Annotated in this window: 13 protein-coding genes; 7 read left to right on the top strand and 6 right to left on the bottom strand. The window is 71.8% G+C overall.

Annotated features, from left to right (window positions below):
* The first annotated feature begins 83 nt into the window (after positions 1–83).
* Positions 84–962 (top strand): helix-turn-helix domain-containing protein, encoded by an 879-nt coding sequence (locus ACQPZX_RS13550; protein WP_433379476.1) that lies wholly within the window; start codon positions 84–86, stop codon positions 960–962.
* On the opposite strand, the gene ACQPZX_RS13545 is transcribed toward ACQPZX_RS13550, so the two are convergent.
* Positions 956–1672, bottom strand: a complete 717-nt coding sequence (locus tag ACQPZX_RS13545) for a class II aldolase/adducin family protein (RefSeq protein WP_433379473.1) — start codon at positions 1670–1672, stop codon at positions 956–958. The two genes, ACQPZX_RS13550 and ACQPZX_RS13545, sit on opposite strands and share 7 nt — an antisense overlap.
* Before the next feature lie 29 nt (positions 1673–1701).
* Here ACQPZX_RS13545 and ACQPZX_RS13540 point away from each other — a divergent pair, with 29 nt between their 5' ends.
* Together ACQPZX_RS13540 and ACQPZX_RS13535 are read left to right on the top strand one after the other, a co-directional pair.
* Positions 1702–2679, top strand: coding sequence for an ABC transporter substrate-binding protein (locus ACQPZX_RS13540; protein ID WP_433379470.1), 978 nt, complete (start codon positions 1702–1704; stop codon positions 2677–2679).
* A 12-nt stretch (positions 2680–2691) separates the two neighbouring features.
* The gene (locus tag ACQPZX_RS13535) at positions 2692–3645 is read left to right on the top strand and encodes an ABC transporter substrate-binding protein (protein ID WP_433379467.1); all 954 of its coding nucleotides are present in this window, start codon (positions 2692–2694) and stop codon (positions 3643–3645) included.
* A 101-nt stretch (positions 3646–3746) separates the two neighbouring features.
* Here the strand turns inward: ACQPZX_RS13535 and ACQPZX_RS13530 are convergent, their stop codons facing one another.
* Positions 3747–4445 carry an SDR family NAD(P)-dependent oxidoreductase gene (locus ACQPZX_RS13530; protein ID WP_433379464.1) on the bottom strand — a complete coding sequence of 233 codons (699 nt, stop codon included), beginning with the start codon at positions 4443–4445 and terminating at the stop codon, positions 3747–3749.
* A 97-nt stretch (positions 4446–4542) separates the two neighbouring features.
* On the opposite strand from ACQPZX_RS13530, the gene ACQPZX_RS13525 reads away from it, so the two are divergent.
* The gene (locus tag ACQPZX_RS13525; protein WP_433379461.1) at positions 4543–6255 is read left to right on the top strand and encodes a methyltransferase; all 1713 of its coding nucleotides are present in this window, start codon (positions 4543–4545) and stop codon (positions 6253–6255) included.
* Here the strand turns inward: ACQPZX_RS13525 and ACQPZX_RS13520 are convergent.
* The 4 genes from ACQPZX_RS13520 to ACQPZX_RS13505 are packed head-to-tail and all read right to left on the bottom strand — an operon-like array spanning position 6224 to position 12144.
* Positions 6224–7033 (bottom strand): alpha/beta fold hydrolase, encoded by an 810-nt coding sequence (locus ACQPZX_RS13520; RefSeq protein ID WP_433379458.1) that lies wholly within the window; start codon positions 7031–7033, stop codon positions 6224–6226. The two genes, ACQPZX_RS13525 and ACQPZX_RS13520, sit on opposite strands and share 32 nt — an antisense overlap.
* Positions 7030–7632: a class I SAM-dependent methyltransferase gene (locus tag ACQPZX_RS13515; protein ID WP_433379455.1), complete on the bottom strand. Its 603-nt coding sequence runs from the start codon at positions 7630–7632 to the stop codon at positions 7030–7032. The genes ACQPZX_RS13520 and ACQPZX_RS13515 overlap by 4 nt, the downstream gene beginning before the upstream one ends.
* Positions 7629–8762 (bottom strand): DUF3419 family protein, encoded by a 1134-nt coding sequence (locus tag ACQPZX_RS13510; protein ID WP_433379452.1) that lies wholly within the window; start codon positions 8760–8762, stop codon positions 7629–7631. Before ACQPZX_RS13510 ends, ACQPZX_RS13515 begins: the two co-directional genes overlap by 4 nt.
* The gene (locus ACQPZX_RS13505; protein ID WP_433379450.1) at positions 8749–12144 is read right to left on the bottom strand and encodes an AMP-binding protein; all 3396 of its coding nucleotides are present in this window, start codon (positions 12142–12144) and stop codon (positions 8749–8751) included. Before ACQPZX_RS13505 ends, ACQPZX_RS13510 begins: the two co-directional genes overlap by 14 nt.
* 72 nt (positions 12145–12216) lie before the next feature.
* On the opposite strand from ACQPZX_RS13505, the gene ACQPZX_RS13500 reads away from it, so the two are divergent.
* Genes ACQPZX_RS13500 through ACQPZX_RS13490 form a run of 3 tightly spaced genes read left to right on the top strand, consistent with a single transcriptional unit; the run spans position 12217 to position 25732 of the window.
* Positions 12217–13806 carry a PfaD family polyunsaturated fatty acid/polyketide biosynthesis protein gene (locus tag ACQPZX_RS13500; protein WP_433379447.1) on the top strand — a complete coding sequence of 530 codons (1590 nt, stop codon included), beginning with the start codon at positions 12217–12219 and terminating at the stop codon, positions 13804–13806.
* 8 nt (positions 13807–13814) lie between these two features.
* Entirely contained in the window at positions 13815–19505 is a 5691-nt protein-coding gene (locus ACQPZX_RS13495; RefSeq protein WP_433379444.1) for an SDR family NAD(P)-dependent oxidoreductase, read from the top strand.
* The gene (locus ACQPZX_RS13490; protein ID WP_433379441.1) at positions 19502–25732 is read left to right on the top strand and encodes a beta-ketoacyl synthase N-terminal-like domain-containing protein; all 6231 of its coding nucleotides are present in this window, start codon (positions 19502–19504) and stop codon (positions 25730–25732) included. Before ACQPZX_RS13495 ends, ACQPZX_RS13490 begins: the two co-directional genes overlap by 4 nt.

Genomic DNA, 25732 nt, shown 5'->3' with positions numbered 1-25732 from the left:
CCGAAGCCCGCCAGGGAGTTCCTGACGAAAGGTGTACCGGCAGTACACCCCTGGTGAGCGCGGCACGCCGTACGGTCGAGCATGTGAACAGCAACCGAGCCGAGGTGCACGAGTTCCTGACCTCGCGCCGCTCCAAGATCACGCCGGAGCGGGCGGGGCTCCCGACCGCCGGGACGCGGCGGGTGCCCGGGCTGCGCCGCAGCGAGGTCGCCATGCTGGCCGGGGTGAGCGTCGAGTACTACGCCAAGCTCGAGCGCGGCCAGCTGGCCGGGGTCTCCGCCGGAGTGCTCGAGGCCATCGCCCGCGCCCTGCAGCTCGACGACGTCGAACGCGCCCACCTGATGCGCCTCGCCCAGGAGGCCAACGGCGCCGGCGCGCTGCTGAGGCCCAGCCGGCGGCCGAAGCAGTGGACCATGCGACCGAGCCTGCAGTGGTCGCTCGACGCCATCGCCGCCCCCGCCATGGTCATCAACCACCGCGCCGACCTGCTGGCCTGCAACCACCTGGGCCGGGCCATGTTCAGCGACCTGTACGCCGACCCGGCCACCCCGCCGAACTTCGCCCGCTTCACGTTCCTCGACAGCGCGGCACACCGCTTCTACCCCGACTGGAACCGCTTCGCCGACCTGACCGTGGGCAACCTGCGCACCGCGGCCGGCATCGACCCGCACGACAAGGGCCTGCACGACCTGGTCGGCGAGCTCTCCACCCGCAGCGACGACTTCCGCCGCCGCTGGGGCTCGCACAACGTGCGCATCCACGGCACCGGCACCAAGCACTTCCGGCACCACATCGTGGGTGACCTGGAGCTCGCGTACGAGACCATGGACCTCCAGGCCGAGCCGGGCCTGACCATGACCATCTACGCCGCCGAGCCGGACTCCCCGACCGCGCACGCGCTCACGCTGCTGGCCTCCTGGGCCGCCACGGTTGATCCCAGCCCCACGCCGGCCGGTCAGTGACCGCCCGCTTCGAGCTCGTGACGCCAGGCGATGTCGGTGAGACCCGGGCCGAGGTCGGGTAGCTCGGCCAGATCCTCGGGCGGCAGGTCGCGCAGCACGCCGCCGGCGGAGACTACCGCCAAAGCCAGCCGGGCCAGCCGATCGACCGACAGGGCCTGCAGGACCGCCCGGGGAACATCCGCAGCGACACTGGTCAGCCCGTGGCCGCGCAGCAGCACGACCGGGCGGTCGCCGAGCGCGGCGGTCATCTCCCGGGCCAGCGGCGCGGTGCGGATCAGGACGCCCCGGGGGTAGACCGGCACACCGCCGGCGGCCAGGTGGGCGCCGGGGATGTCGAAAGACCCGAAGATCGGTCGGATCGCCAGGCCGGCGAGGTCGGCGGCGACCACGTTCTCCGGGTGGGCGTGCACGACCGCGGCGACGTCGGGACGCCGGCGCAGCACCGCGGTGTGCAGCGGCAGCTCGTGGGGCGCGGTCCAGCCGTCGAGCTCGCCGCGGGCGCCCGGCGAGCCGTCCAGGCCGATCAGCCGGATGTCCTCGGCGGTGGTCCAGGCCAGGCCACGTTCGTGAGGGCCACGGCAGCGCACGAGCAGCCGCTCACCGTCGACGCGCAGGCTGACGTGGCCGAGGAAGCCCGGCGCGAGGTCGCGGGCGGCGAGCACCCGACAGGCGTCGGCGACGAGCTTCCGCTCAGCGGTAAAGTTGTCCATCGACGCTAGCCTATGCGTACGGTGTGGTGGTGGGCATTTCCCTCACGCTCGCGTGTGAGCGCTACGACCGCACGGAAGCCCTCCGCGACGGCCGGGTGACGCCCGCCGGCGTGCATCTCACCTACCTGCCGCAGCCGGTGGAGGAGACGTTCTTCCGGATGGCCCGGTTCCGTGAGTTCGACGCCGCCGAGATGTCGCTGGCCAGCTACGTGGTGGGCCTGACCCGGGACGCGCCGTTCGTGGGGCTGCCGGTCTTCCCCTCCCGGATGTTCCGGCACAGCGGCATCTACGTCTCGGCGGCCGCCGGCATCACCAAGCCCGAGGAACTCACCGGCCGGCGGGTCGGGGTCGCCGAGTTCCAGCTGACCGCCAACGTCTGGATCCGGGGCATTCTCGCCGACGAGCACGGCGTGCCCATCGAGTCGGTCACCTACGTCACCGGGGGGCTGCATGCGCCTGGGCGGGTCGAGAAGGTGGCCCTCGAGCTGCCGGCCGGGATTCGCGTCGAGCCGTTGCCGCCGGGGCGCACGCTCGATCAGGCCCTGGTCGCCGGCGAAATCGACGCGCTGTACTCACCCCGTACGCCGAAGAGCTTGAACTTGGGGGTTGATCGGCTCTTCGAACCGGCGCGCCCGGTCGAGGAGGACTACTACCGGCGGACGGGCATCTTCCCGATCATGCATCTGGTGGTGCTGCGGCGCGACGTGTACGAGCGCGACCGCTGGCTGGCGCGGTCGCTGCAGGACGCCTTCGAACGCGCCCGGGCGCTGTGCGTCGAGGGCATCGACGAGACCGCCGCGGCCCGGTACATGCTGCCCTGGCTGCACGACGAGGTGGCCCGCACCCGGGCGCTGCTCGGCCACGACTACTGGCCCTACGGGCTGGAACCGAACCGCCACACGCTCCAAACATTCCTGGATTACGCGTACGCCCAAGGGCTGGCGGCCCGCCGCCTGAAGCCGGAGGAGCTGTTCGCCCCGGAGACCCTGGAATCGGCAATCGTCTGAAGGGGGTGGGACATGTTTCCCGTCCACCGCACCCTGGCCGCCGTGTTGTCCGTCGTGCTGGTCACCGGCGCGGCGGCCTGCTCCCGCGACTCCGATGAGGACGACGCGGTCACGCGGCTCGACGTCGGGGTGGTGACCGTCATCGACATCGCCCCGCTCTACCTCGGCATCGAGAAGGGCTTCTTCGCCAAGCGGCAGCTGCAGGTGACGCCGAAACCCCGCCAGGGCGGCTCGCTCATCGTCGCGGCGGTGGTCTCCGGCAACCAGCACATCGGCTTCTCCAACAACACCTCGCTGCTCATCGGCGCCTCCAAGGGGCTGCCGTTGCGCATCGTCGCGGCCGGCAACCAGGCCGCCGACGGCGACTACGCGGCGATCTTCACGCGCGCGGACAGCAAGATCGGCTCACCCAAGGACCTCGTGGGCAAGACCATCGCCGTCAACAACCTCAACAACGTGGGCCCGCTGTCGATCAACGCGGCGCTGCAGGCGAGCGGCGTCGACATCACCCGCATCAAGTTCGTCGAGGTCTCCTTCCCGGAGATGGGCGCCGCGCTGGCCCAGCGGCGGGTCGACGCGGCCTGGGCGGTGGAGCCGTTCGCCAGCGCGATCAAGGCGAACGGCGGGGCGAAGGTGCTGCTGCGGCCCTATCCGCTGGTGGCGCCGCACTTCCCGGTCGCGTCCTACTTCACCAGCGAGTCGTTCGCCGCGTCCGACCCCGGCGTGGTGGACCGGTTCCGCCAGGCGATGAACGAGTCCTTGACGTACGCCCAGGGCCATCCCGACGAGGTACGCCGCATCCTGCCGACCTACATCAACCTGACGCCGGAGGTGGCCGCCCACGTCGTGCTGCCGGAGTGGAGCACCGATGTGGAGGCGCCTCTGCTGCGGCGGACCGCCGAGTTGGCGCTCAAGTACGGCTACCTGACGACGGAACCGGATGTCACCCGCCTGGTGGGCGGCTGAGTCCTACCCACTCGGCCCGTCCCCGTCCAGCCAGCCGGCGGGGACGAATCTCAGCATGATCCGGGAAGCCAAAGGCTTGGGCAGGAGTCGCAGGGTGCGGGTCAGGGTGGCGGTCGGCCAGGGGAAGGCGACGTCACGGCGGCCGGATTCCAGGCTCGGATCACGCGGGCGGCGCACTCCTCGGTGCTGATCTCGAAGGGGGCGGGGATGCCGTCGTCGTGGGTTCGGTCGGTGGCCACGAAACCCGGGTAGATGGCGAGGAACCGGATGCCGCTTCCCCGCAGCTCGGTGCGGTAGGTGTCCAGAAGGATCCGGACGGCCGCTTTGGCCGCCGAATACGGGCCCTGCATAGGGACGCCGATCAGGCCGGCGAGCGAGTTGGTATGGGCGATCAGCCCGCCCCTGCCCCGCATCCGGGCGGTCAGCGGCGCCAGATAGTTCACGGTCACGTCGTAGTTCACGCGCATGGCCGCGGTGATCTGCTCGGCGGTGGCGGTCGCCAGATGGTACTCGGGGCCGGCGCCGATGTTCAGCAGCGCGACGTCGATCGGGCCGACCTCGGCCTCGGCGGCGGCCAGCGACGCCTCGACCGCGGCCGCGTCGGTGGCGTCGACCGCGGTGACGCAGCAGCGGGCGCCGACGGCCCGGATCTGCTCGGCCAGCGTCTCCAGCCGCTCCGCGCTACGAGCGCTCACCACCAGGGCCGAGGCGCCGCGCCGGGCCGCTTGCAGGGCCACCTCGCGGCCGATGCCGGTCGAAGCTCCGGCTATCAGGACGACCTTCCCCCGCAAATGCGCCATGGGCGGAGATTAAACAGGACCGCGCAGGGCCCGGCGACGAGGACATCGACGTCATCGATACCCCCGCGACCCCCGCCCGGGTGGTACAAGTACGGGTGTGAAGCCCGGGATTGGTTCCGTCGAGGAGGCGCACGCCGGCCACCTCGAGACGATGCTGGCCTATGTGGACCGGCAGCAGCTGGATCGGCGCGAGACCTTTCACGTCTGGGAGGCCGAGCTGCCGCCGGCCGAGCGGGACGCGTTCGCTGCCCTGGCCGGCTCGGAGGCGATCCGGGCGAGCATCCTCGAGGCGTTCCCGGGGTGCACGGTCCACAATGTCGGCGACATGAACGAGGTCTACGTCTCGAACATGGGCGCCAAGGGCTCCGACCACGCCTTTCTCCAGCATCACATCGACGGGCCGTTCGCCTTCCTGCCGTTCCTGACGCTCCTGCGGTGCCTGGTCGTCATCCGGGGGAACGACCGCGTCGCGACGATCTTCGTGGCGCAGAAGCGCGGGAGCACGCTCGGCACCGGCGAGTACTGCTGGTTCGACTACAACCGGGACATCCACTACATCACCAAGAGCGGCGACGCGGACGAGTTGCTGGAAGACAGCCGCATCTGCCTGAAGGTGCACTACGCGATCGCCCCGCGGTGGCTCGCGCCCGTGCAGGGGCTCTTCGCGGGGTGGAACGCGACGTACAACCGGCGTGCGCGGCAGCTGTTCGTCGCGAGCAAGAATCCCCAGTCGGCGGTCGGCAAGTTCCTCGGCGCGGTTGTGAACGTCAGCACGTTCCTCTATCCGCTCTTCCTGCAGTACGTCGGCGTTCTGAACCTGCTCGTGCTTCTGCTGTTCTGGGGCGTGAGCTCGGGGCATCCGACCGAGCGGGTCTACGTCTTCAGCTTCGTCCACTACTTCCTTTACTTCTTCGCCTACACGTTCCGTGCGGTGGAGCCCGGCAAGTTCGCGCGCGACGCGACATTGTTCCAGCTGGTCGCCTTGGGCACGCTGTTTTTTCAGTACGGGCGGACGGGGCTCGACGTGCCGTCACTCGTCGTCGCGGTCCTCGGATTCGGGCTGTCGGGGCTCGCCTTTCTCCGGCTCGGATCGGACCGCACCTACTTCGGCGCGGAGTTCGGCGTCGTGCCGACAAGCAAAATCACGGGTTTCCCGTACGGCGTGATCCCGCACCCCATGATCGTCGGCAAGCTGATCGGGTTCGCCGGTCTGGCTCTGTCCGCGCCGTTCCGGGCGGCGTGGTGGCCCCTGCTGGTCGGCCACGTCGCCTTCTACGTGCTCGTCCTGTGCCAGGAAACGACGAAGCGGCACCTGGGCGACAGTTACCGGTTCGAGGAGACGTTCCGGGATTTCGTCCGCTTCCACCGACGTACGGGGAACGTGGTCGTCCACCTCATCACCACCGGGCTCGGCCTGCTCGGCATCTTCGGCCTCGTCGGCGCTTTCGTGCCGGCGCCCGCGGTGGCGGTGGCGTTCGCCGCGGCGATCTACGCGTTCTTCTGCGCGTACACGACACCCGACCAGACCGCGCTGATGTCGATTCTCTACACCGGCGTCGTGCTCGCCGTTTACCTCGTTCTTCCGGTGCTCGGCTGGCCGATTTCCGTGGGGCTGCTGGTCTTCGGCACGGTGGCTCAGGAGCTGTCGCACATCGTGTTCCGCGAGCGTACGTACATGAGCTCATATCAGAGCCAAAGCGGGGCGTGGGCGCAGTTCGTGTTGCACAGCCTCCTGCTCGTGCCGCTCCTCTGCCGGGCGGCCTTCTTTCCCACGGCCCTCAGAGAGCCGAGCGGGCAGCCAGCCGCGTGATGGCGTCCAGAAGCGCCCTCGGTCGTTCGAAGGCGATCGCGTGACCGGTCTCGAGCAGGATCGTCAATCGCGCATCGGAAAAGCACGCCGTCAGGGCCTGTGAGTTGTCCGGCGAGAGCACGCGATCGCCGGCCCCGGCGATCACCTCGACCGGCACGCGGACCGCGGCCAGCCGGCGATCCGTCCGATGCGACGACATCGCGATCGCCTGCAACACCGAGTTGAGGCGCGAGTAGGGCTCACTCCGCTGGATTTCCCGAAGTGGGGCGAGGAGATCGTGCGCCTGGCTCCGGCTCTTCGTCTCGTGGACGAGCAGGCGATCGCACATCGCCCACACACGAACGTTCTTCGAGATCGCGGCGGCGACGGTGAGCGGAAGCGAGCGGACGAACGCCGGCGACACCCCGGCGCGCGCCGAACTGGCCGACAGGACGAGCCCGCCGATCAGTCGCGGGTGCCGGAGGGCGAGGTGCTGCGCGACCATGCCGCCCATGGAGTCGCCGACCACGATCGCGGGCGCGTCCCCGGCGGTCTCCCGCAACACGGCGGCGGCGTCATCGGCCAGCGCCGTCAACGCGTACGGCCGCGACGAGCGCGCCGACTCCCCGGTGCCGCGATGGTCCAGGAGCACGACCCGGAACGGCAACGGCCCCACCCGCTCGAGCCAGGGAATCCAGCTGCTCCCGGACCGGCCGTAACCAGCCATCATGAGGAGCACACGGTCGCCCTCCCCGGCCGAGACCTGATACGACACCCCGTTCACCCAGTGGCGGCTCATGCCGTGAACCGCGCGACGACGAAGTAGCGGAGGGGTCCGTGCTCGACATGGCTGCCCAGCAGGTCGTCCGGCACCGCGTCGACGTGGAACGCGGAGAGGAACTTCCGCATCGCTTGTCGCGGCAGGGTGGGAAGTCCGCTCAGATCGGAGAAGTCGACAACCCACAGCTCGCCGCCGGGCGCGAGATGCCGGCGCGCGTTGGCGATCGCCCGCTCCTTGTCCATGAACATCGACAGGCAGTACGACATGAGGATGCGCTGCGGCGGCGTGCCGAGGACGGCCCCGATATCTCCGTCCTCGGCGAAGCCCGGCTCGATCCGCGCCCACGGACAGCGGCGCCGGGCGTGCGCGCGCATGACCTCGCTCGCCTCCAGCCCGCCGAGCGTCGCGCCCGGCCGCCGGCGGTGCAGCCGGGCGAGGTTGCGGCCGGTGCCCGGGCCGAGCTCCACGAGTGTCGTCCAGTCGCTCGCGAGCAGGCGCTCGAGCACGCCGTCGCGGCCGAACAGGAAGTACTTACGCGACACGTCGTACACGTGATGCGTGAGCCGGTAGTACCGATCGAGGAATGCTCGATGGGCGGCCTGCCCCTCGGACGTCATGCGCCGCCGACGACCCGGTAGACGTTGACGCGCCCGTAGAGCCGCGTACGCTCCTGCTCAGTCGCCTCCGTCGAGGCGGGCTCGACGCGCTCGTACAGATCCGCGAGGCCGGCACGTTCCACGACGCAGTCGCTTTCCACGCTCCTAGTGAGGACGAGCGCGTCGGGCCCGCCCACCCGCGCGATCCGGTGGAGGAGCTGCCGTTGCGCGTCGGCCGGGAGCCAGTCCAGCACGTCGCAGAGGGAGAAGTGGGACCATTGCCCCGGCGTCGCTTCGGCGAGCATCCGCTGCAGCGACTCGCGGTGGAAACCCACCCGCGTCGGCGCTTCGAGCGCGCGCTTATGGCTCTCGGCCCGCAGGTAGGGCGGCACCGCGTCGGGGTGGTCGTGGTTGAACTCCCCGGTCAGCCCCACCCAGACGAACCAATTCGTCTCCAGGTCGGTCTGCGCGAGCCGCTCGAAATGGGCGGTGACGACCTCCATCATGGTCGCCGCCCGGTTGGCCCGGAGGTTGCGCTGCCGCTGCTCGAAGTTGACGCCGATGCCGAGGAGGAGCAAAGGCGTGTTGACCATCGTACGGGCGGGCCACGCGCGCCGGAGCGAGGTGAGAACCGGCGACAGGCGCTCGACACGTTCGGCGGGCGGCAGCTGTTGCAGGGCTCGAAGGTAGTCGGCGTCGATCCCCAGCTTCCGCCGGAGCCACCGCTGGAACGTTCCGACCAGCCCCTCCGCGTACAGGTTGGTGCGGAAGCGGCGGTGGTTCGCGCGCCAGTAACGCCCCACCCAGTCCGGCAGCTCGGCCATCAACGGCTGGAGAGTGCGCTCCGGATCGCCGTGCCGCCCCCGGCCGAGCAGTTGATAGAACTCGTCGTAGGACGTCACTTGCCGCGTCGCCGCGACCTTGAGGGCGGCCAGCGCCAGGTGATGCGGATTGATGTCGACGGCGTCGATGCGCGCCGGATGAGCGGCCAGCAGGCCCGCCACCCCACAGCCGGCACCGCTCACCGCCAGCACTCGCGACCGGAAGTCGAGGCCCAGGACGCGGTTGTCGACCTCGGAGTCCTCGTACAGTAGGGAGAAGGCGAAGACGTGCCGGAAGGTCGCGGCGAAGGCGCGGTCAGCGGCCCGCATCTCGCACCATGCCCCGCAGCTCTCCGGAGAACCTGGTCACCCACTCGTCGATCTCCGCTCCCGACCACTGCAGGTGGCGGGGCGAGTAGTACCAGTCGAGGCGGGTCACACCCTCGACAATGGAGCATTCGAGGTAGAGCGGCGGTTGCTTCACGCCGCACTCGGGATCCCACATGTCGCCGAGCGGCGCGTCGCGCAGCGAGAAGAGGCCACTCCTGCTCCGCGTCGGCACCTCGCCCTGGAAGTTGAACCACAATGTCGGGGCCGGCGCATCGAGGATGCTCGTCTTCACGTCGGGATCGTCGTTCAGATAGGTGAGCGCGTCAAACGAAACTCCCGCCGAGGGGACGCGGGTGAGCCGCTCGCTCACCGCGGCCAGCGTCTCGGCCGGGCTCTGGGCGGAGCTGTCCTCGAAGGCGAGCGGGAAGGTGCAATGCAGGTCGCCGACCGTCCGGGAGAGATCGAGGCCGTGCACCGCCGACTGCCGCCCCGAGCTCGACAGGTTGAGCACGAGACGACCGCAGGTCCACTGGCGCTGAGCGGTCCGCACCAGCGCCGCGAGCAGCGTGGTCGCGATCGGTGCGCGTCGTTGGCCGGCGCCGTCGACCCGCGCGTTCCGGAGCGCGCGCGTCTCGTCGGGCATCAGGTAACGGCGTACGGTGGCGATGTCCTTCATCTTGGGGCCCGGATGCAGTCGCGAGTCGTAGGCGGCCGGCGGCGGCACCTCGAGCTGGGCGCGCCAGAAATCCAGATCGGCGGCCGCACCCTCGCGCGCGAAGCCGGTCATCCAGCGGGCGTACGCCTCGAACGGCGCCGATGCCCGCGCCAGATGCAGGCGCTCACCCCGCTCGTCCAGCTCGCAGAGGCGCTCCAGCTCGTCGATCAGGATGCCCATTGTGACGCCGTCCATGACGAGGTGGTTGACGGCGACGAGAAGGCGCTGCTCGGAGCCGATCTCGGCCAGCAGCAGACGCATCACCGGGCCGTTCTCGACGCTGAGCCGGCGATGCTGGTCGCTCAGCAACGGCAGAAGCTCATCGGGCTCGCGCACCGTGACCGACTCGACGGCGAAGCTGCCCTCGATGTCGCCGTAGTGCTGGGCGAAGCGGTCGTCGTCCCGGCGGAACCGGAGGCGCAGCGCCTCGTGCCGCGCGACCAGCGCGGATGCGGCCCGGCTCAGACGCTCCGGCGTGAGCGACCGGTGCACGTCGAGCAGGACCGCCCGGTTCCACCAGTTCCACTGTCCCAGGCGCAAGGAGTGCACCTGCGCGGCGCTGAGCGGGACCTCGCCCGTCCCTTGCCGCGCCGCCTCCGCGGGCTCGACGGGCTGACGCAAGACGAGGGCCGCCAACTCCCGCAGGGTCGCGTCGTCGGAGGCGCTCGCCGGCGACACGTACGCCCCGGTCCGATCCTCGATCCGCTTGGCCAGGTCCATCATGCCGAGCGAGTCCAGCCCGGCGTCGCGGAGCGGCACGTCAACCGGCACGTCGCCCGGGTCGGTCAGCTGCAGCACGGCCGCCACCTCGGTCTGGAGCAGCCGGAGCACGTAGCCCGAGTCCTGTGCCACCTCTCGGGTGTCCGGACGCGCCGGGTGAGAGAGCGCCGACGAGCGCAGCGAGCCGTTCGCCCAGCGCTCCCGGCACACCCCGTGCTGCAGCTTGCCGCTGGTCGTCTTGGGGAGGCTGTCCGGCTTCATCAGCAGGACCTCGTGGCACTGCACGCCGCTATGCGCGGCCACCGCGGCCCGGATCGCGGCCACCGCACGGTCGAGCGGGACGGGCTCCGCGCCCTGCAAGGCCTTCCGTCGCACCTCGGCCGCCACCACGACCCGCTCGACGCCGTCCACCCGTACGCCGAAGGCGACCGCGTTGCCCGGCCGGAGGATCGGATCGGCCGCGACCACCGCCGCCTCCAGATCCTGCGGATGAATGTTGCGCCCGCCCACGATGATCAGATCCTTGAGGCGGCCGCACACGAACACCTCGCCGTCCTCGCCGATCACCCCGAGGTCGCCGGTGCGCAGGAATCGGCGGTCGTCGTCGATCGCCAGGCGCGCGGCGAAGGTCTCCGCGTTCTCCTCGGCGGTCCGTCCCCAGTAGCCGGTCGACACGCTGGCGCTCGAGACCCAGAGCTCGCCGACGACGTGCGGCGGCCGCGGCAGGCGCGTTTCGGGATCGACGGCCAGCACCGACACGCCGAGCCCCGCGTCGGGGACGCCGCTACCCACGAGGGTCACCGTCGGAGCGCCCGGCGCGGGCGGGACGATCATGCCGCCGCGATCCAGCACGGCCCGATCGCCGTGGAGCATCGTCGGCTTGCGGCCGATCGCGCCGCAGACGAAGAGCACGGCCTCGGCCATGCCGTAGACATTGCAGAACGACTTCGGGTCGAAGCCCATCGGCGTGAGCGCGGTTTCGAAGCGATCCATCGTCGCCGCGAGCATCGGCTCGCCGCCCTGAAGCGTGGCGCGCAGCGACGAGAGGTCGAACGCGTCGCCGTCGCGCAGCCCGCGCAGCACGTACTCGTAGCCGAAGTTCGGTCCGGCGATGTGCGTGCCGCCGTACCGATCGATCGTCTCCAGCCAAAGACGAGGGGCGGCGAGGAAGGTCAGCGGGGAGAAGGCGATGCAGCGCGCGCCGGTGTACATCGCGTTGAGGATCCCGCCGGCCAGCCCCATGTCGTGGAAGAGCGGCACCCAGCCGACCAGCACCGACTCGCTGTCGACCTCGGTGTCGCGGGCGATGAGCTCGAGGTTGTGCACGAGGTTGCGGTGGCGCACGACGACGCCCTTCGGCGCCGATGTGGAGCCGGAGGTGTACTGGAGATACACGATGGCATCCGGGCCGAACGTGCTCGCCGCTCGGGCGAGCCGGGCCGCGGCCTCCGCCGGCTCCGCGCGCCTCGCACGGTTCGACAAGAGCCAGGAAAGCTTGGGCAGGCTTGCCGTCTCGCGGCCGCGCAGGCGACTCGTCACCCCGTCGCGCACCGACGCGAGCGTCATGAGCGCGCGGTACTTAGCGTGGGTGAGCGCGACGTGAGCGCCGCTGTCCTCGACGACATGCCGGAGCTTCGGCAGCTCCCGGTCGAGATGCCGCGGATCGGGGCTCGCCACCGGAACCGCGATCGCGCCGAGCAGCATGCAGCCGAAGAAGCTCGCGACGAAGTCGAGACCGTCATCGGGCGGGAAGATCAGCAGGACCGGATCACCGGGACCGACCCCGGCCGTTTGGAGGAGATCGGCCGTGCCCGCCGCGCGCCGCACGATCTCCTCGCAGTCGGCCGCGTCCACCTCCCGGCCGTGGCGATCGAGGAACGAGTAGAGGGGTGCCCGAGGAGCGACGCCGAGGCGCTCGACCATCGTGGCGAACAGGCTCGCGGTCACGCTGCGGACGGTACACCCACCATCCCAAATGGACCTTGGCGATCGGAAACGGCCGGGGCTACCGTGGGGCCCATGGCGACGCCTGCGCCGCGTGCGGCCGACTTCTCGCCCGCGGGCATCGTCGAGGCTGTTCACCGCTTTCGCGAGCCCGTTCAGATCGTGCGCGACCGGGCCGGCCACGAGCCCGCGGTCCGGCTCGGCGGGCCGCTGCCGAGCGGCGTGGATCAAGGATTTGAGCTGGTCGGCGCGCTGCCCGGCCTCTATCCCGAGTGGCTCGGCGAGCGGTCTTTCAACCAGACCCACGGCGTACGGTTTCCGTACGTGGCCGGGGAGATGGCCAATGGCATAGCGACCGTCGCCTCGGTGGTGGCGATGGCCCGCGCCCGGATGCTCGGGTTCTTCGGAGCGGCCGGGCTGGCCATGCCGGCCATCGAGCGGGCGGTCGAGGAGCTGCGCCGCAGCCTGCCCGATCAGGACAACTGGGGTGTAAACCTCATTCACTCGCCGTCGGAATCCCGACACGAGGAGCGCCTGGTCGACCTGCTCGTGCGGGCGGCGGTGCCCAAGGTCTCGGCGTCCGCCTACATGGAGCTGACCCCGGCGGTCGTCCGCTGCGCGGTCGCCGGACTGCGCCCGGACGCCACCGCCGAGGGCGGCATCGTGCGCGCCCGGCAGCTGTTCGCCAAGGTCTCCCGCCCCGAGGTCGCCGCGAAGTTCCTCTCCCCGGCGCCGCCCGAGATCCTGCGAGGACTGGCCGAGCGCGGGCAGATCACGCCGGAGGAGGCCGCCCTGGCGGCGCGGGTGCCGCTCGCCGAGGACGTGACCGTCGAGGCGGACAGCGGCGGCCACACCGACAACCGGCCGCTGGCCGTCGTGCTGCCGGTGATCAGGGCGCTGCGCGACGAGCTGGTGCGGCGAAACGGATATTCCCGCCCGATCCGGGTGGGTGCCGCCGGCGGGATGGGCGATCCGGCCGGCGTCGCGGCCGCGTTCGCCGCCGGGGCCGCGTACGTCGTGACCGGCACCATCAACCAGCTCGCGCGCGAGGCCGGGCTCTCGGAAGCGGCGAAGGGCCTGCTCGCGCAGGCCGACCTCGCCGACGTCGCGATGGCGCCCGCCGCCGACATGTTCGAGTACGGCATCAAGGTGCAGGTGCTGCGGCGCGGCACCCTGTTCGCGGCGCGCGCGAGTCAGCTCTACGAGACCTACCTGGCATATCCGTCGCTCGCCGACATTCCTGACCCCACCCGCGAGCGGATCGAGAAGGACGTCCTGCGCGCCACCTTCGAGGATTCCTGGGAGCAGACCCGCCAGTTCTGGCTCGACCGCGACCCGCGCGAGGTCGGCCGGGCCGAACGCGATCCGCACCATCGGATGGCGCTGGTCTTCCGCTCCTACCTGGGGTTGTCGAGCCGGTGGGCGATCACCGGGGAGCCGACCCGGATGGCGGACTACCAGATCTGGTGCGGCCCGGCGATCGGCGCCTTCAACCGGTGGGCCGCGGGCAGCCCGCTCGCCCGGCCCGCGCGGCGCACGGTCGTGCAGATCGCCCTGAACCTGCTCGAAGGGGCGGCCATCGTGACCCGGGCCCACCAGCTGCGGTCCTTCGGCGTCCCGGTGCCCGGGGAGGCCTTCGCCCCGCGTCCACGTCTGCTGTCCTGAGGAGAGCCATGGAACCGATCGCCGTCGTGGGGGTGGCCGCCCTCATGCCCGGGGCGCGCGACACGGCCGAGTTCTGGCGCACCATCGTCACCGGCCAGGATCTGATCACCGAGCTGCCGCCTGGCCGCTGGCCCGCCGACGGATTCTACGATCCCGACCCGGCGACGCCGGACACGACCTACAGCAACCGCGGCGCGTTCCTGCCCGAGATCGAGTTCGACGCGCTCGCCCACGGGCTGCCGCCGGCCACGCTCGCGGCCGTCGACCCCGCGCAGCTGCTGGGCCTGACGGTCGCCGACGCGCTGCTGGCCGACCTCGACCGGAACCTGGCCGGCCCGCTCGACCGGGAACGCGTCAGCGTCATCCTCGGCAGCTCCACCCTCAGCCGGGTCGGGACGATGGACGCGCGCATCCAGCGCCCGGTGTGGCTCAAGGCCCTGCTCGCTCAGGGGATCTCCGCGCCCGACGCGAGCGAGATCTGCGATGCGATCGCTGCGCAGTACACGCCGTGGCAGGAGGACTCGTTCCCCGGCCTGCTGTCGAATGTGGTGGCCGGGCGGATCGCGAACCGTCTCGACCTGCACGGCACCAACTGCACCGTGGACGCCGCCTGTGCCAGCTCGCTGGCGGCGGTGGCGGCCGGGGCGAACGAGCTGGCCCTGGGCCAGGCCGACCTGGTCGTCACCGGCGGCGTGGACGTGACGAACAACCCGCTGATGTACGTGTGCTTCAGCAAGACGCCGGCCCTCTCCCCCACCGGCGACGCGCGCCCGTTCGCCGCCGACGCGGACGGCACGATGCTCGGCGAGGGCCTGGCGATGCTGGGTCTCAAGCGGCTGGACGCCGCCGAGCGGAACGGCGACCGCGTCTACGCCGTGATCCGCGGGCTCGGCACCTCCTCGGACGGCCGGGGCGGGGCGATCTACGCGCCGATGGCCACCGGGCAGGAGAGGGCACTGCGGCGGGCGTACGAGTCCGCGGGGTACGGCCCCGACACGGTCGGCCTGGTCGAGGCGCACGGCACCGCGACCCGCGCCGGGGACGCCGCCGAGTTCGAGTCGTTGCGCCGCGTCTTCGGCGAGACGGGCCGGCCGGACACCGGATGGTGCGCGCTCGGCAGCATCAAGTCCCAGATCGGGCACACCAAGGCGGCGGCGGGCGCGGCCGGGCTCGTCAAGACGGTGCTGGCCCTGCACCAGCGGACGCTCCCCCCGACCATCAAGGTGAGCGAGCCCCACCCCGGCCTCGGCATCGACGACAGCCCGTTCTACCTGAACACGGTCGCCCGCCCGTGGACGCGGCGCTCCGACCACCCGCGGCGGGCGTCGGTCTCCAGCTTCGGCTTCGGCGGCGCCAACTTCCACGTCACCCTCGAGGAGCACCGCGACGGCAACGCCCCCGCCCGGTTCGACGCCGGCGCCGACCTCGTCGTGATCAGCGCCGACTCGCCGGCCGAGCTGGCCACGGCCACCGATTTCGACGCCGCTCAGCCGTGCCGCCTGGCGATGACCGGCCGCGACGCGCTCGACCGGGCCGTGGAGATGGCCGTGCGGCGGCCGACCGAGTCCTTCGCCCTTCCCGGCGGGGTTTTCTACGAGTACGGGCCGGTCTCGCCGGGCCGGGTGGCGTTCGTCTTCCCCGGGCAGGGTTCGCAGTACGTCGGGATGGGCGCCGAGATCGCCCAGGCCGTGCCGGCGGCCCAGGACGTGTGGGACTTCGTGGCCGGCGCCGAGCTGGCCGACGTCGTCTTTCCCCCACCGGCCTTCACCGACGACCAGCGCGCGGCGCGGGAACGGCGGCTCACCGACACACGCTGGGCGCAGCCGGCCCTCGCCGCGCACAGCCTGTCGCTGCTGGCGCTGCTTTCGTCGGTCGGGCTCGCGCCTTCCTGCGTGGCCGGGCACAGCCTCGGCGAGCTGGTCGCGCTGCACGCGGCCGGGGTCATGGACGCGGAAAGCCTGCTGCGCCTGGCGAAGCACCGGGGCGCGCTGCTCGCCGGGGTCGACGCCTCGCCGGGCGCGATGCTCGCGATCGACGCGGACGGGGACATCCCGGCGACCCCGGAGGTCTGGATCGCGAACCGGAACGCGCCCCGGCAGACGGTGGTCTCCGGGACCGTGCGGGCGATCGAGGCGCTGCAGGAGCGACTCGCCCGGGACGGTGTGGCCGCGCGCCGCCTCGCGGTTTCGGCCGCCTTCCACAGCCCGTTGATGCAGTCGGTCGAGGCGCCGATGCACGACTTCCTGTCGACGCTCTCGCTGACCGCGCCGCGGATCGACGTGTACGCCAACCACGACGCGTCCGTCTACGACAGTGAGCCGGCGGCGATCCGGCGCGCGCTCGCCCGGCACCCCGGTTCGCCGGTCATGTTCCAGGAGCAGATCGAGGCGATGTACGCCGCCGGGGTGCGGACCTTCGTCGAGGTCGGGCCCGGCGCCGTGCTCACCGGCTTGATCGGCCGGATCCTCGCCGACCGGCCACACTTGGCGGTCCCACTGGACCGCCGCGGCCGCGACGGCGTGGCCGCCTGTTACGAGGCCCTTGGCCGGCTAGCGATCCACGGCGTAGCGATGGATCTGACGAAGCTGCTGCCGAACCCGGCGCCTCAGGCCACGCGACCGCGAATGCCGGTGCGCGTGAACGGGACCGGCTACGTCGCGCCCTCCGCGACTGTCGCTGCCGCCGAGCGGCCCGTCGTCCCTCCCGCACCCATCGCTACCCCCGAGCCGACCGGCGCGCCGCCCGCGCCCATCGCCGCCCACGAGCCGACCGTCGCGCCTCCCGCCCCCGAGCGGGACTTGCCGGCACCGATCCGAGCGACCTCACCGACCCGTCTGGAGCCTTTCGCCCCGATGACCGAACCCGAGCCCTTGCGCAGCGCCGAGTGGCTGGCGGCTGTGCAGGAGATGCAGCGCCAGACCGCCGAGGCGCACACGCATTTCCAGCGCGTTCTCGCCGAATCGCACCAGGCATTCCTCCAGATGGCCGAAAGCACGTTCGCCGCCTTCGCCGGGCAGCCGCCGCCCACCCTGCCGGCCCTGCCGCCAAGCACTCCCGAGCCACCGCTCCTCCAGCCACCGCCCGTCGAGCCACCGCCCGTCGAGCCGCAGCTCCTCGCGCCGCTGCCCGTCGAGCCGCAGCTCCTCCAGCAGCCGCCCTTCCAGCCGCGCGGCCACCCGCAGCCGGTCCAGCAGCTGGACCTCCAGGCTCCGCCCCCTCAGCAGCCGGCTGCTCAACCGCCCACGGCTTCCCCAGCGGCGGTTGAGCGGGCGGGCGAACCGGTAAGTCTTGGGCTGCTGTTGTCCGTGGTGGCCGACAAGACCGGCTATCCGGTGGACATGCTCAACGGCGGCATGGATCTGGAATCCGACCTCGGGATCGACTCGATCAAGAAGGTGGAGATCTTCGCGGCGGTCCGGGAGCGCGCGGTGGGGCTGCCGGCGACCGATTCGGCGCAGATGGCTCAGCTGTTCCAGGCGCGCACGCTGGATGACGTCATGCGCGGGATCCCGAGCACTCCCGGGCTGCCTCGATTACAGGTCCAGCCGGTCGCGGCGCCCGCCTGTGGGCTGGCGCTGGCCGGTCTCCGGGACGGACCGATCGCGGTCATCGACGGGGGCAGTGCGCTCGCGCCCGCCGTGGTCGAGCAACTCCGCGCGAACGGCATCACCGCGACTGCCGAGGAAAGGCCCGCGGGCGACGCGTACGGTGTGATCCTGCTCGGCGGGCTGGCACCGGCGTCGGATGCCGGACCGGCCGCCCGGCTCGCCTTTCAGGCCGCTCGCGCGGTGGCGGACCGTTGCGGTGTCTTTGTGACCGTGCAGGACACCGGCGGCTGCTTCGGGCTCATGGACCCTGATCCGCAGCGCGCCTGGCTCGGCGGCTTCGCAGCGCTCGCCCGGACCGCCGCCCGGGAATGGCCCGCGGTCGCGGCCAAGGCGATCGACTGCCAGCGCGGCGGCCGCAGCCCGGACGACGTCGCCGCCGCCATCGTCGCCGAACTGCTCACCGGCGGGCCGACCCCCGACGTGGGCCTTCGCGCCGACGGAACGCGATGGGTCCTGACCGACACCGAAGCCCCGATCGGGACAGATCTGCGGCTCAATGCGGACTCGGTCCTCGTGGTCAGTGGCGGCGCGCGTGGTGTCACCGCTGCCGCCTTGCTCGCGCTGGCGGCTGAGTGCCGGCCACGCATGCTGCTTCTCGGGCGCACGGCACTCGTCGACGAGCCCGAGTTCGTGGCGCCGGCCCGCGACGAGCCAGCCCTCACCCGCCTGCTGGCCGAGCGGGACGGCGCCCACACGCCGGCCCAACTGACGGCCCAGGCGCGCGCCATCCTGGCCCGCCGGGAAGTGCGGGCGACGCTGGCCGGCCTCGAGCGTGCGGGGACGACCGTGCGGTACGCGGCCGTCGACGTCACCGATCGGGCCGCGCTCGACCGTGAGCTGAGCCGGACGCGACAGGAGTGGGGGCCGATCACCGCGCTCGTGCACGGGGCCGGCGTCCTCGCCGACAAGCGCATCGCCGACAAGACGGACGACCAGTTCGACCGCGTCTACGCCACCAAGGTCGCCGGGCTCGCCGCCCTGCTCGACGCGACAGCCGCCGATCCGCTGGAGCTGCTGTGCCTGTTCTCGTCGGTCGCGGCGCGCTACGGCAACCCGGGGCAGTGCGACTATGCGATGGCCAACGAGGTGCTCAACCAGGTGGCCCACGCCGAGCAGCTGAGGCGGCCGTCCTGCCGGGTGCGGGCGATCGGCTGGGGGCCCTGGGACGCGGGCATGGTCACCGCCGCGCATGCCGCGCAGTTCCGGAACCTCGGGGTCGGGCTCATCCCGCTCGAAGCGGGCGCGCGCGCCTTCGTCGCGGAGCTGAGCACGCCCGGCTACGCGGCCCAGGTGATTCTCACCGGCGGCGCCTTCGCCGAGCCGGCCCGGCCGCGATTCGCCGCCGAAGCCGTCGTCGACGCGCGCACGCACGGCTTCCTGGCCGACCACGCGCCGGCCGGTGTGCCCGTGCTTCCGCTGGCCATGGCGGTGGAGTGGTTCGCGGCCGCCGGGCACGCGCGTCACTTGAGCCACCCGACCGCGCTGGCCGATATCCGGGTTCTCCATCGGATCGAGCTCTCCGATCTGGCTACGGGCTCTCACCGCTTCACCATCGAGGTCACCCCGGCCGACGAACTGCGCCTCGGAAATCATTTCCGGGCAAGGCTCGTCGCCCCGGAACGGCCGCGAACATGGACGGCGCCGACCGAGATGGAGTCCTTCGCCGGATCGTCCGTCTACGAGTCCGCCGCGTTGTTCCACGGCCCCCGGTTCCAGGTGCTTCGGGAGGTGCGGGGGCTGTCCCGGCGTGGCGCCGAGGCGCAGGTCGTCGGAGTGCGGGCGGCGGGTTGGCCCGATGCTCCTTGGCGTACGGACCCGGCCGCGGTCGACGGCGCTCTGCAGGCCGCCGTTCTGTGGGCCGAGCACGTCACCGGTAACGCGACACTGCCCATGGGCGTCGACGCGATGTACGTCCGTCGGCCAGGGCCGGCACCCGCGACGCTGCGCTGCCTCGTGCGTGCCGTGACCGTTGCCGCCGACGAGACGCGTTGCGACATCGCGCTGCTCGACGAGGACGGTGCGGTCCGCGCCGAACTGCTCGGCGTCAGCCTGATCCGGCGCCCCGACATAGCACCGGCGGCTCGCACGTGACCGCCACTTCCGGTTCGAACACGCCCCGGGCGGCGAGGTCTCGAGGCGCCGGGCCGGGGTTCGAGCCGATCGCGATCGTCGGCCGCGGCTGCGTGCTGCCGGGAGCGCTGAGCCCGGAACAGTTCTGGACGAACATCGCGTCGGGCCGGGTCGACCTCGACGCGGTGCGGCCGGAGGACTGGCGGCTGCCGCCGGGTTCGCTCGCCGCGGGCGCGACGGCCGGTCTCGTCCGCGGCTTCACCGAGGTCTTCGATCCGGACGACTTCGCGGGCGAGGTCGCCGCCTACGACCCGGCGCTGCAATGGGTGCTGCACGCCGGCCGGGCCGCGCTGATCGAGGCCGGCGACCACGCGCACCCGGCTCGCACCGGCCTGATCCTCGGCAACCTGGGGTATCCGAGCCGGAGCCTGGCCGCGTACGCCGAACGCGTCTGGCTCGACGGTCACCCCGGCGGCCTGGACCCGCGTGGCCGCTTCTGCTCTGGGCTGTGGGCGCACACGGCGGCGAACGCCCTCGGGCTGGAAGGCGGATCGCTCGCCCTCGACGCGGCCTGCGCCTCCGCGCTCTACGCCATCAAGATCGCATGCGACCGGCTGCACGACAACACGGCCGACCTCATGCTGGCCGGCGCGGTGAGCGGCTGCGACGGGCTGATCATCGACTCCGGGTTCGCGGCGCTGGGCGCGCTGAGCCCTTCAGGACGCAGCCGGCCGTTTCACCGCGGGGCCGACGGCCTGATTCCCGCCGAGGGCGCCGCGCTGCTGGCTTTCATGCGACTGCGCGACGCGGTGGCCGCGCGTGTGCCGGTCCTCGGCGTCGTGCGCGGCATCGGCCTGTCCAACGACGGCCGCACCGGCGGATTTCTCCAGCCCGCGGAACAAGGCCAAATCCGAGCCATGCGTACGGCGTACGAAATGGCGGATTTTGGTCCGGAGACCGTGGAGCTGCTGGAATGCCACGCCACGGGCACCCCGATCGGCGACGCCGTGGAGGCGAGGTCGACCGCCCGGCACTTCGGCGAGCGGCCGGAGCCACTGCCGATCGGCTCGGCCAAGTCGAACGTAGGCCACCTGCTGACCGCCTCCGGCGCGGCCGGATTGCTCAAGCTCCTCGGCGCGATCCACCATGGCATACTCCCGACGACAGTCGGCGCCACCGACCCCATCGACGAGCTGCGCGACGGCCCCCTGCGCCTGCTGCAGGCGAACGAACCATGGCGCGGGCCGCGGCGGCGCGCGGCAATCAGCGCCTTCGGCTTCGGCGGCAACAACGCCCACCTGATCGTCGAGGCCTACGACGGCCTGCCGGCATTCACCGTCGCGGCGCCCGGTCTCCCGTCGGCAGCCCCGGCCTCGTTCCCGCCTCCTGCCTGTGCCCACGCCTCTGCCCACGCCTCTGCCGACGCCTCGGCGTCGGACGCCGTTGCTATCGTCGCGATCGGCGCTCGCGTCGGGGATGTGAACGCCGATGGGCTCCGGGACGCCCTCATGGGTGGGCGGGTGCCCGGCGCGGCGCCGGACGCCATCAAGGTCGCGCTCGATGACCTGCGTTATCCGCCGCGCGATCTCGGTGAGACGTTGGGCCAGCAGGTGCTCGCGCTGGAAGCCGCCCGCGACGCTGTCCGCGGCATCGACCTTCCGCCGGAGCGCACGTCCGTCTTCATGGGCATGGGCTGCGACCCTGAGATCGCCCGCGCAGCTACCCGCCTCCGCCTGGAGGCCGCTGGCCAGACCGGCGACGAGTTCAGCCCGGCGCTTACCGCCGCACGGGTGCTGGGCGCCATGGCGAACATCGTGGCCAACCGCATCGGCGGGCAACTCGGGCTCTCAGGGCCGGGCTTTGCGGTCAGCGCCGAGGAAGCCTCGGGGATCGCGGCGCTGGAGCTGGCGGCTCGAGCACTGCGGGCCGGGGAGATCGACGCCGCGCTCGTCGGTGCGGTCGACCTCTCCGACGAAACCGTGCACCGAGCCGCCGTCGCGCAGCTCGGCCTGGCCGGGAAACCGGCCGACGCTGCCGTCATCCTCGTGCTCAAGCGCCGGGACGACGCGCGACGCGACGGCGATCAGATCATCGCCCTGATCGACCGGGACAACGGCGATGCCCCGAACGAACGGGAAGCCGCGATCGTCTCGGAGCTGACGGCCGGTGACGCGGCCGAGCGCATCTCCAGCGGCTTTTTCGGCGCGCCGCACGCTGCTGTCGGTCTGCTCGACGTTGCGGTCGCGGCCCTCGCGCTGCGGCATCGCGCCCGGCCGCGGGCGGGAAAGCCGGCTCTGCCTCGCCTCGGCGCTACGACCGTGGACGTCGTCACGCCTGTGCTCGGCGCTTCGCCCGCTCGGATCCGTCTGCGTGCTGCCGACGCCGCGCCGTGGGTAGCGGGTCCCGTGCCACGGCTGCACCTCTACTCGGGCGCGGACCGGGCGGGAGTGCGTGCCGCCGTGTCGGCCGGCGTTGAGAGTGATGGCGGGCCGGCTCGCCTGGCTGTGCTCGCCCGCGATCCTGCCCACCTCGCCGGCCAGCTTGACGGCGCACGCGCCTGGCTCGAAGGTGAGGCGCTGCGGCCTCCGGGCGTGGCCTTTCGGGAGAGCCCGATCGGCGGGGAGACCGCGTTCGTCTATCCGATGAGCACGTCCTTCTACCGGGGCATGGGGGCCGATCTCGTGCTCGCGTTCGCTCCGGAGCTGGCGGGCGTGGACGGGGCGCCGCTGGTCTCGTGGCTCTACGACGGGCATGCGGAACCAGAGCCGCTCGACGAGATCCTTGCGGTCGGATTCCTCTCGGGGCTGCACACGCGAATCTCCCGCGAAGTGCTGGGCGTCGAACCGGATGCCGCGCTGGGCTACTCCTCCGGGGAATCGGCCGCTCTCGTCGCGCTGGGGGCCTGGACCGATGGGCCGGCCATGGCGGCCGACGCACGGGCCGACGGAGTGTTCACGCACGATCTGAGCGGCGAGCTGCGGGCGGTCCGGCGCTACTGGGAGCGCAACGGGATCGCGGGTGAGCGCTGGGCCGGCTATCTCCTTGCCGCGGACCCGGAACTGGTGCGGGCGACGCTCAAGGAGGAGCGAGGCGTGTACCTGTCGGCGGTGTGCGATCCCGGGACCTGCGTGGTGGCCGGGGAGGAGAAGGCCTGTACGGCGTTCGCCGAGCGCTTCGAGGCGGGCTCACGCATGCCGCTCCGGCTTCTGGTGGCGCACGTTCCGGAGGTGGCGGAGGTGCGCGAGCGCTGGAATTCCCTGCATCGGCGGCCCACGAGGACCGTGCCGGGAATTCGGTTCTATCGCGGGGCTACCGGGGACTGGTATCACCCGACCGCGGAGTCGGCCGCCGACGCGATCACCGAGCAGATGCTCGCGCCCGTCGACTTTCCCCACCTGATCGAGCGTGCCTGGCATGACGGCGTCCGGGTCTTCATCGAGCACGGGCCGACGGCGCAGTGCACGGGCTGGATCCGCCGCATTCTGGGCGGGCGGGAGCACGTCGCGGTGGCCTTGGACGCCGTGCCGGGGCAAGGCGTGTGGTCGGTGTCGTCGGCGGTCGCGGAGTTGGCCGCCGCGGGCGTCCCGGTGCGGCACGATGCGCTCGCGACCTATTTCGCGACGCCCACGATCGTCCCGCCCGGCCCGACGATCAGCCTGCCCAAGCGGCTCCCCGCCCCGATACCGGCCGACGAATACACGGTGATGGAGCCCGCCCCGGACCTGGCGCCAATGCCGATCGACCGTCCTTCGACGCCGCGACACGATCCAGCCGTCTCGGCCGCTATGGAATGGCGCGCTTCCATCACGGCCGCGCACCACCAATACCTGGAAATCCAGGCCGCCGCGCATGCCCGATTCCTGAGCGGTCGGGCCGCGGCCGTCTCCGCGCTCGCTCGGCCTGAGGCATCGGCGGCCAAAGGGTTCCCCGGGCCTCGGTTCGATCGAGCGCAGCTCGAACACCTTGCGTCCGGGCGGATCTCCGAGTTGTTCGGGCCCGCGTTCGCCGTTCAGGACGCTGACGTGCGGCAGACCCGGATGCCCGGTCCGCCTCTTTTGCTCGCCGATCGAGTCCTCGGGATCGACGCCGTGCAGGGCACGCTGGGTCAGGGCACATTGGGTCAGGGCACCATCTGGACCGAGACCGAGGTGCACCATGATTCGTGGTATCTCGACGCGGCGGGGCGGATGCCGGCGGGGCTGGTTGTCGAGGCGGGGCAGGCCGATCTGTTGCTGATCAGCTGGCTCGGCGCCGACCTGCACAACCGGAGCGAGCGGGTCTATCGCCTGCTCGGCAGCGACGTGACGTTCCACGGGCCGCCGCCCGGCGCTGAGCAGACGCTCCGCTTCGAGATTCGGGTTCTGCGGCATGTCGCGCACGGGTCGGTTCGGCTCTTCTTCTTCGAGTACGACTGCCATGTGGGCGACGAGTTGCTGCTGACGGTGCGCAACGGCCAGGCGGGGTTCTTCACCGACGAGGAACTCGGCCGCAGCGGAGGGGTGCTCTGGGACGCCCCGGCCGTCGCGCGATACGAAGGCGTACGGGAAAAGGCCTTTGATTTTGATGCTGTCACTGCCTTTGCCGACGGGCGCCCGGACGAGTGTTTCGGGGCTGGGTGGGAGGCGACCCGCGCGCATGTGCGGACGCCGCGCATCGGATCGGGGCGGCTGCGACTGCTTGACGAGATATCGGTCTTCGATCGGGAGCGTGGCTATCTGCGGGCCGAGACGGCCGTCGGCCCGGACGACTGGTTCTTCGACGGCCACTTCCACAACGACCCCTGCATGCCGGGCACTCTCATGTCGGAGGCCTGCTTCCAAGCCGTCTCGTTCTACCTGGCCGCCTGCGGTTACACGATCGACCGGGACGGCTGGCGGTTCGAGCCGGAGCCGGGGCGGGTCGCGCGGATGCGCTGCCGGGGACAGGTCACTCCAAAAAGCCGACAGCTGACGTACGAAGTCTTCATTTCCTCCATTTCGGATGGTCCCTTCCCGACGGCCGTCGCGGACGTGCTCGTCACCGTCGACGGCGTGAAGGCGCTGCACGTGGCCGGTTGTGCCGTGCGGCTGGTGCCGGACTGGCCGCTCGAGCACTGGCGGCATCTTGGGCCGCCCGCCGTGCAGCGAACCGCGCTGGCCGAGCCGCTGCCGGCGCTGGGCGGGCTCGCCGGACACCGCGAGACGCGGCCGGTCGCGCATCTCGGGGACCTGCCGCTCGGCTACGCGTCGCTGCTGGCGTGCGCGTGGGGCCGGCCGGCCGACGGGCTCGGGCCGATGGCCGAGGCGTTCGCCGGCGCGCGCCGCGGACCGCGCCTGCCGGGGCCGCCGTACCACTTCATGAGCAGGGTCACCGCGGTCGAGGGCCCGTACCAGGGCATGGCGGTCGGCAGCGCGGTCGTGGCGGAGTACGACGTACCGGATGAGGCCTGGTATTTCGCCGGTTCCACCATGCCGGCGGCCGCGCTGATGGAGGTCGCCCTCCAGCCTTGCGGGTGGCTGGGCTGTTACGTCGGCAGCCCGGTGCAGATCGACGCGGAGCTGCTGTTCCGCAACCTCGACGGGGAACTGCTCGTGCGGCGCGAGGTGCGGCCGGGCACCCGTGTCGTGCGGACGCGCGCCGAGCTGACGGACGTGTCCCGGGCCGCCGGAATGATCATCGAAACGTTCCGGATCGAGTGCCACGCCGATGGGGAGCCGTTGCTGAGCGGCACCGCCGTGTTCGGGTACTTCCTCACCACGGCCTTCGCGCAGCAGCCGGGCCTGCCTCCGACGCCGGCCGAGCGCGCGCGCCTGGCCGAGCCGTGCGAGAACCTCCCGGTGCTTCGCCATCCCGCCGGGCCGATGCTCTCGATGCTCGATCGGATCACCGGCTACTGGCCCGAGGGCGGGGCGGCCGGTCTCGGGCGGCTGCGGGCCGAGAAGGACGTCGACGCCGGCGACTGGTTCTTCAAGGCCCACTTCTTCCAGGACCCGGTCATGCCCGGCTCGCTCGGCGTCGAGGCGATGTGCCAGCTGCTGCAGTGGTACCTGACCGACCGGGGCATCGGTGGGCGCTTCGAGCCGGTCGCGCTCGGCGAGCCGCTGAAGTGGACCTATCGGGGCCAGGTCGTGCCGTCCGACCGCCGGATCATCGTGGAGCTGGAGATCCTCGAGATCCGCGGCCGGACGGCGTACGCCCGGGGGTGGCTCTGGGTCGACGGGCGCCGGATCTACCGTGTCGACCGGCTCGCCGCCCGGATGGCCGCCTGA

It is taken from the genome of Actinoplanes sp. CA-142083 (assembly GCF_050942195.1).
Taxonomy (GTDB): Bacteria; Actinomycetota; Actinomycetes; order Mycobacteriales; family Micromonosporaceae; genus Actinoplanes.
The sequence above is the reverse complement of the archived record's forward strand: the minus strand, read 5'-3'. Positions and strand labels throughout refer to the sequence as shown.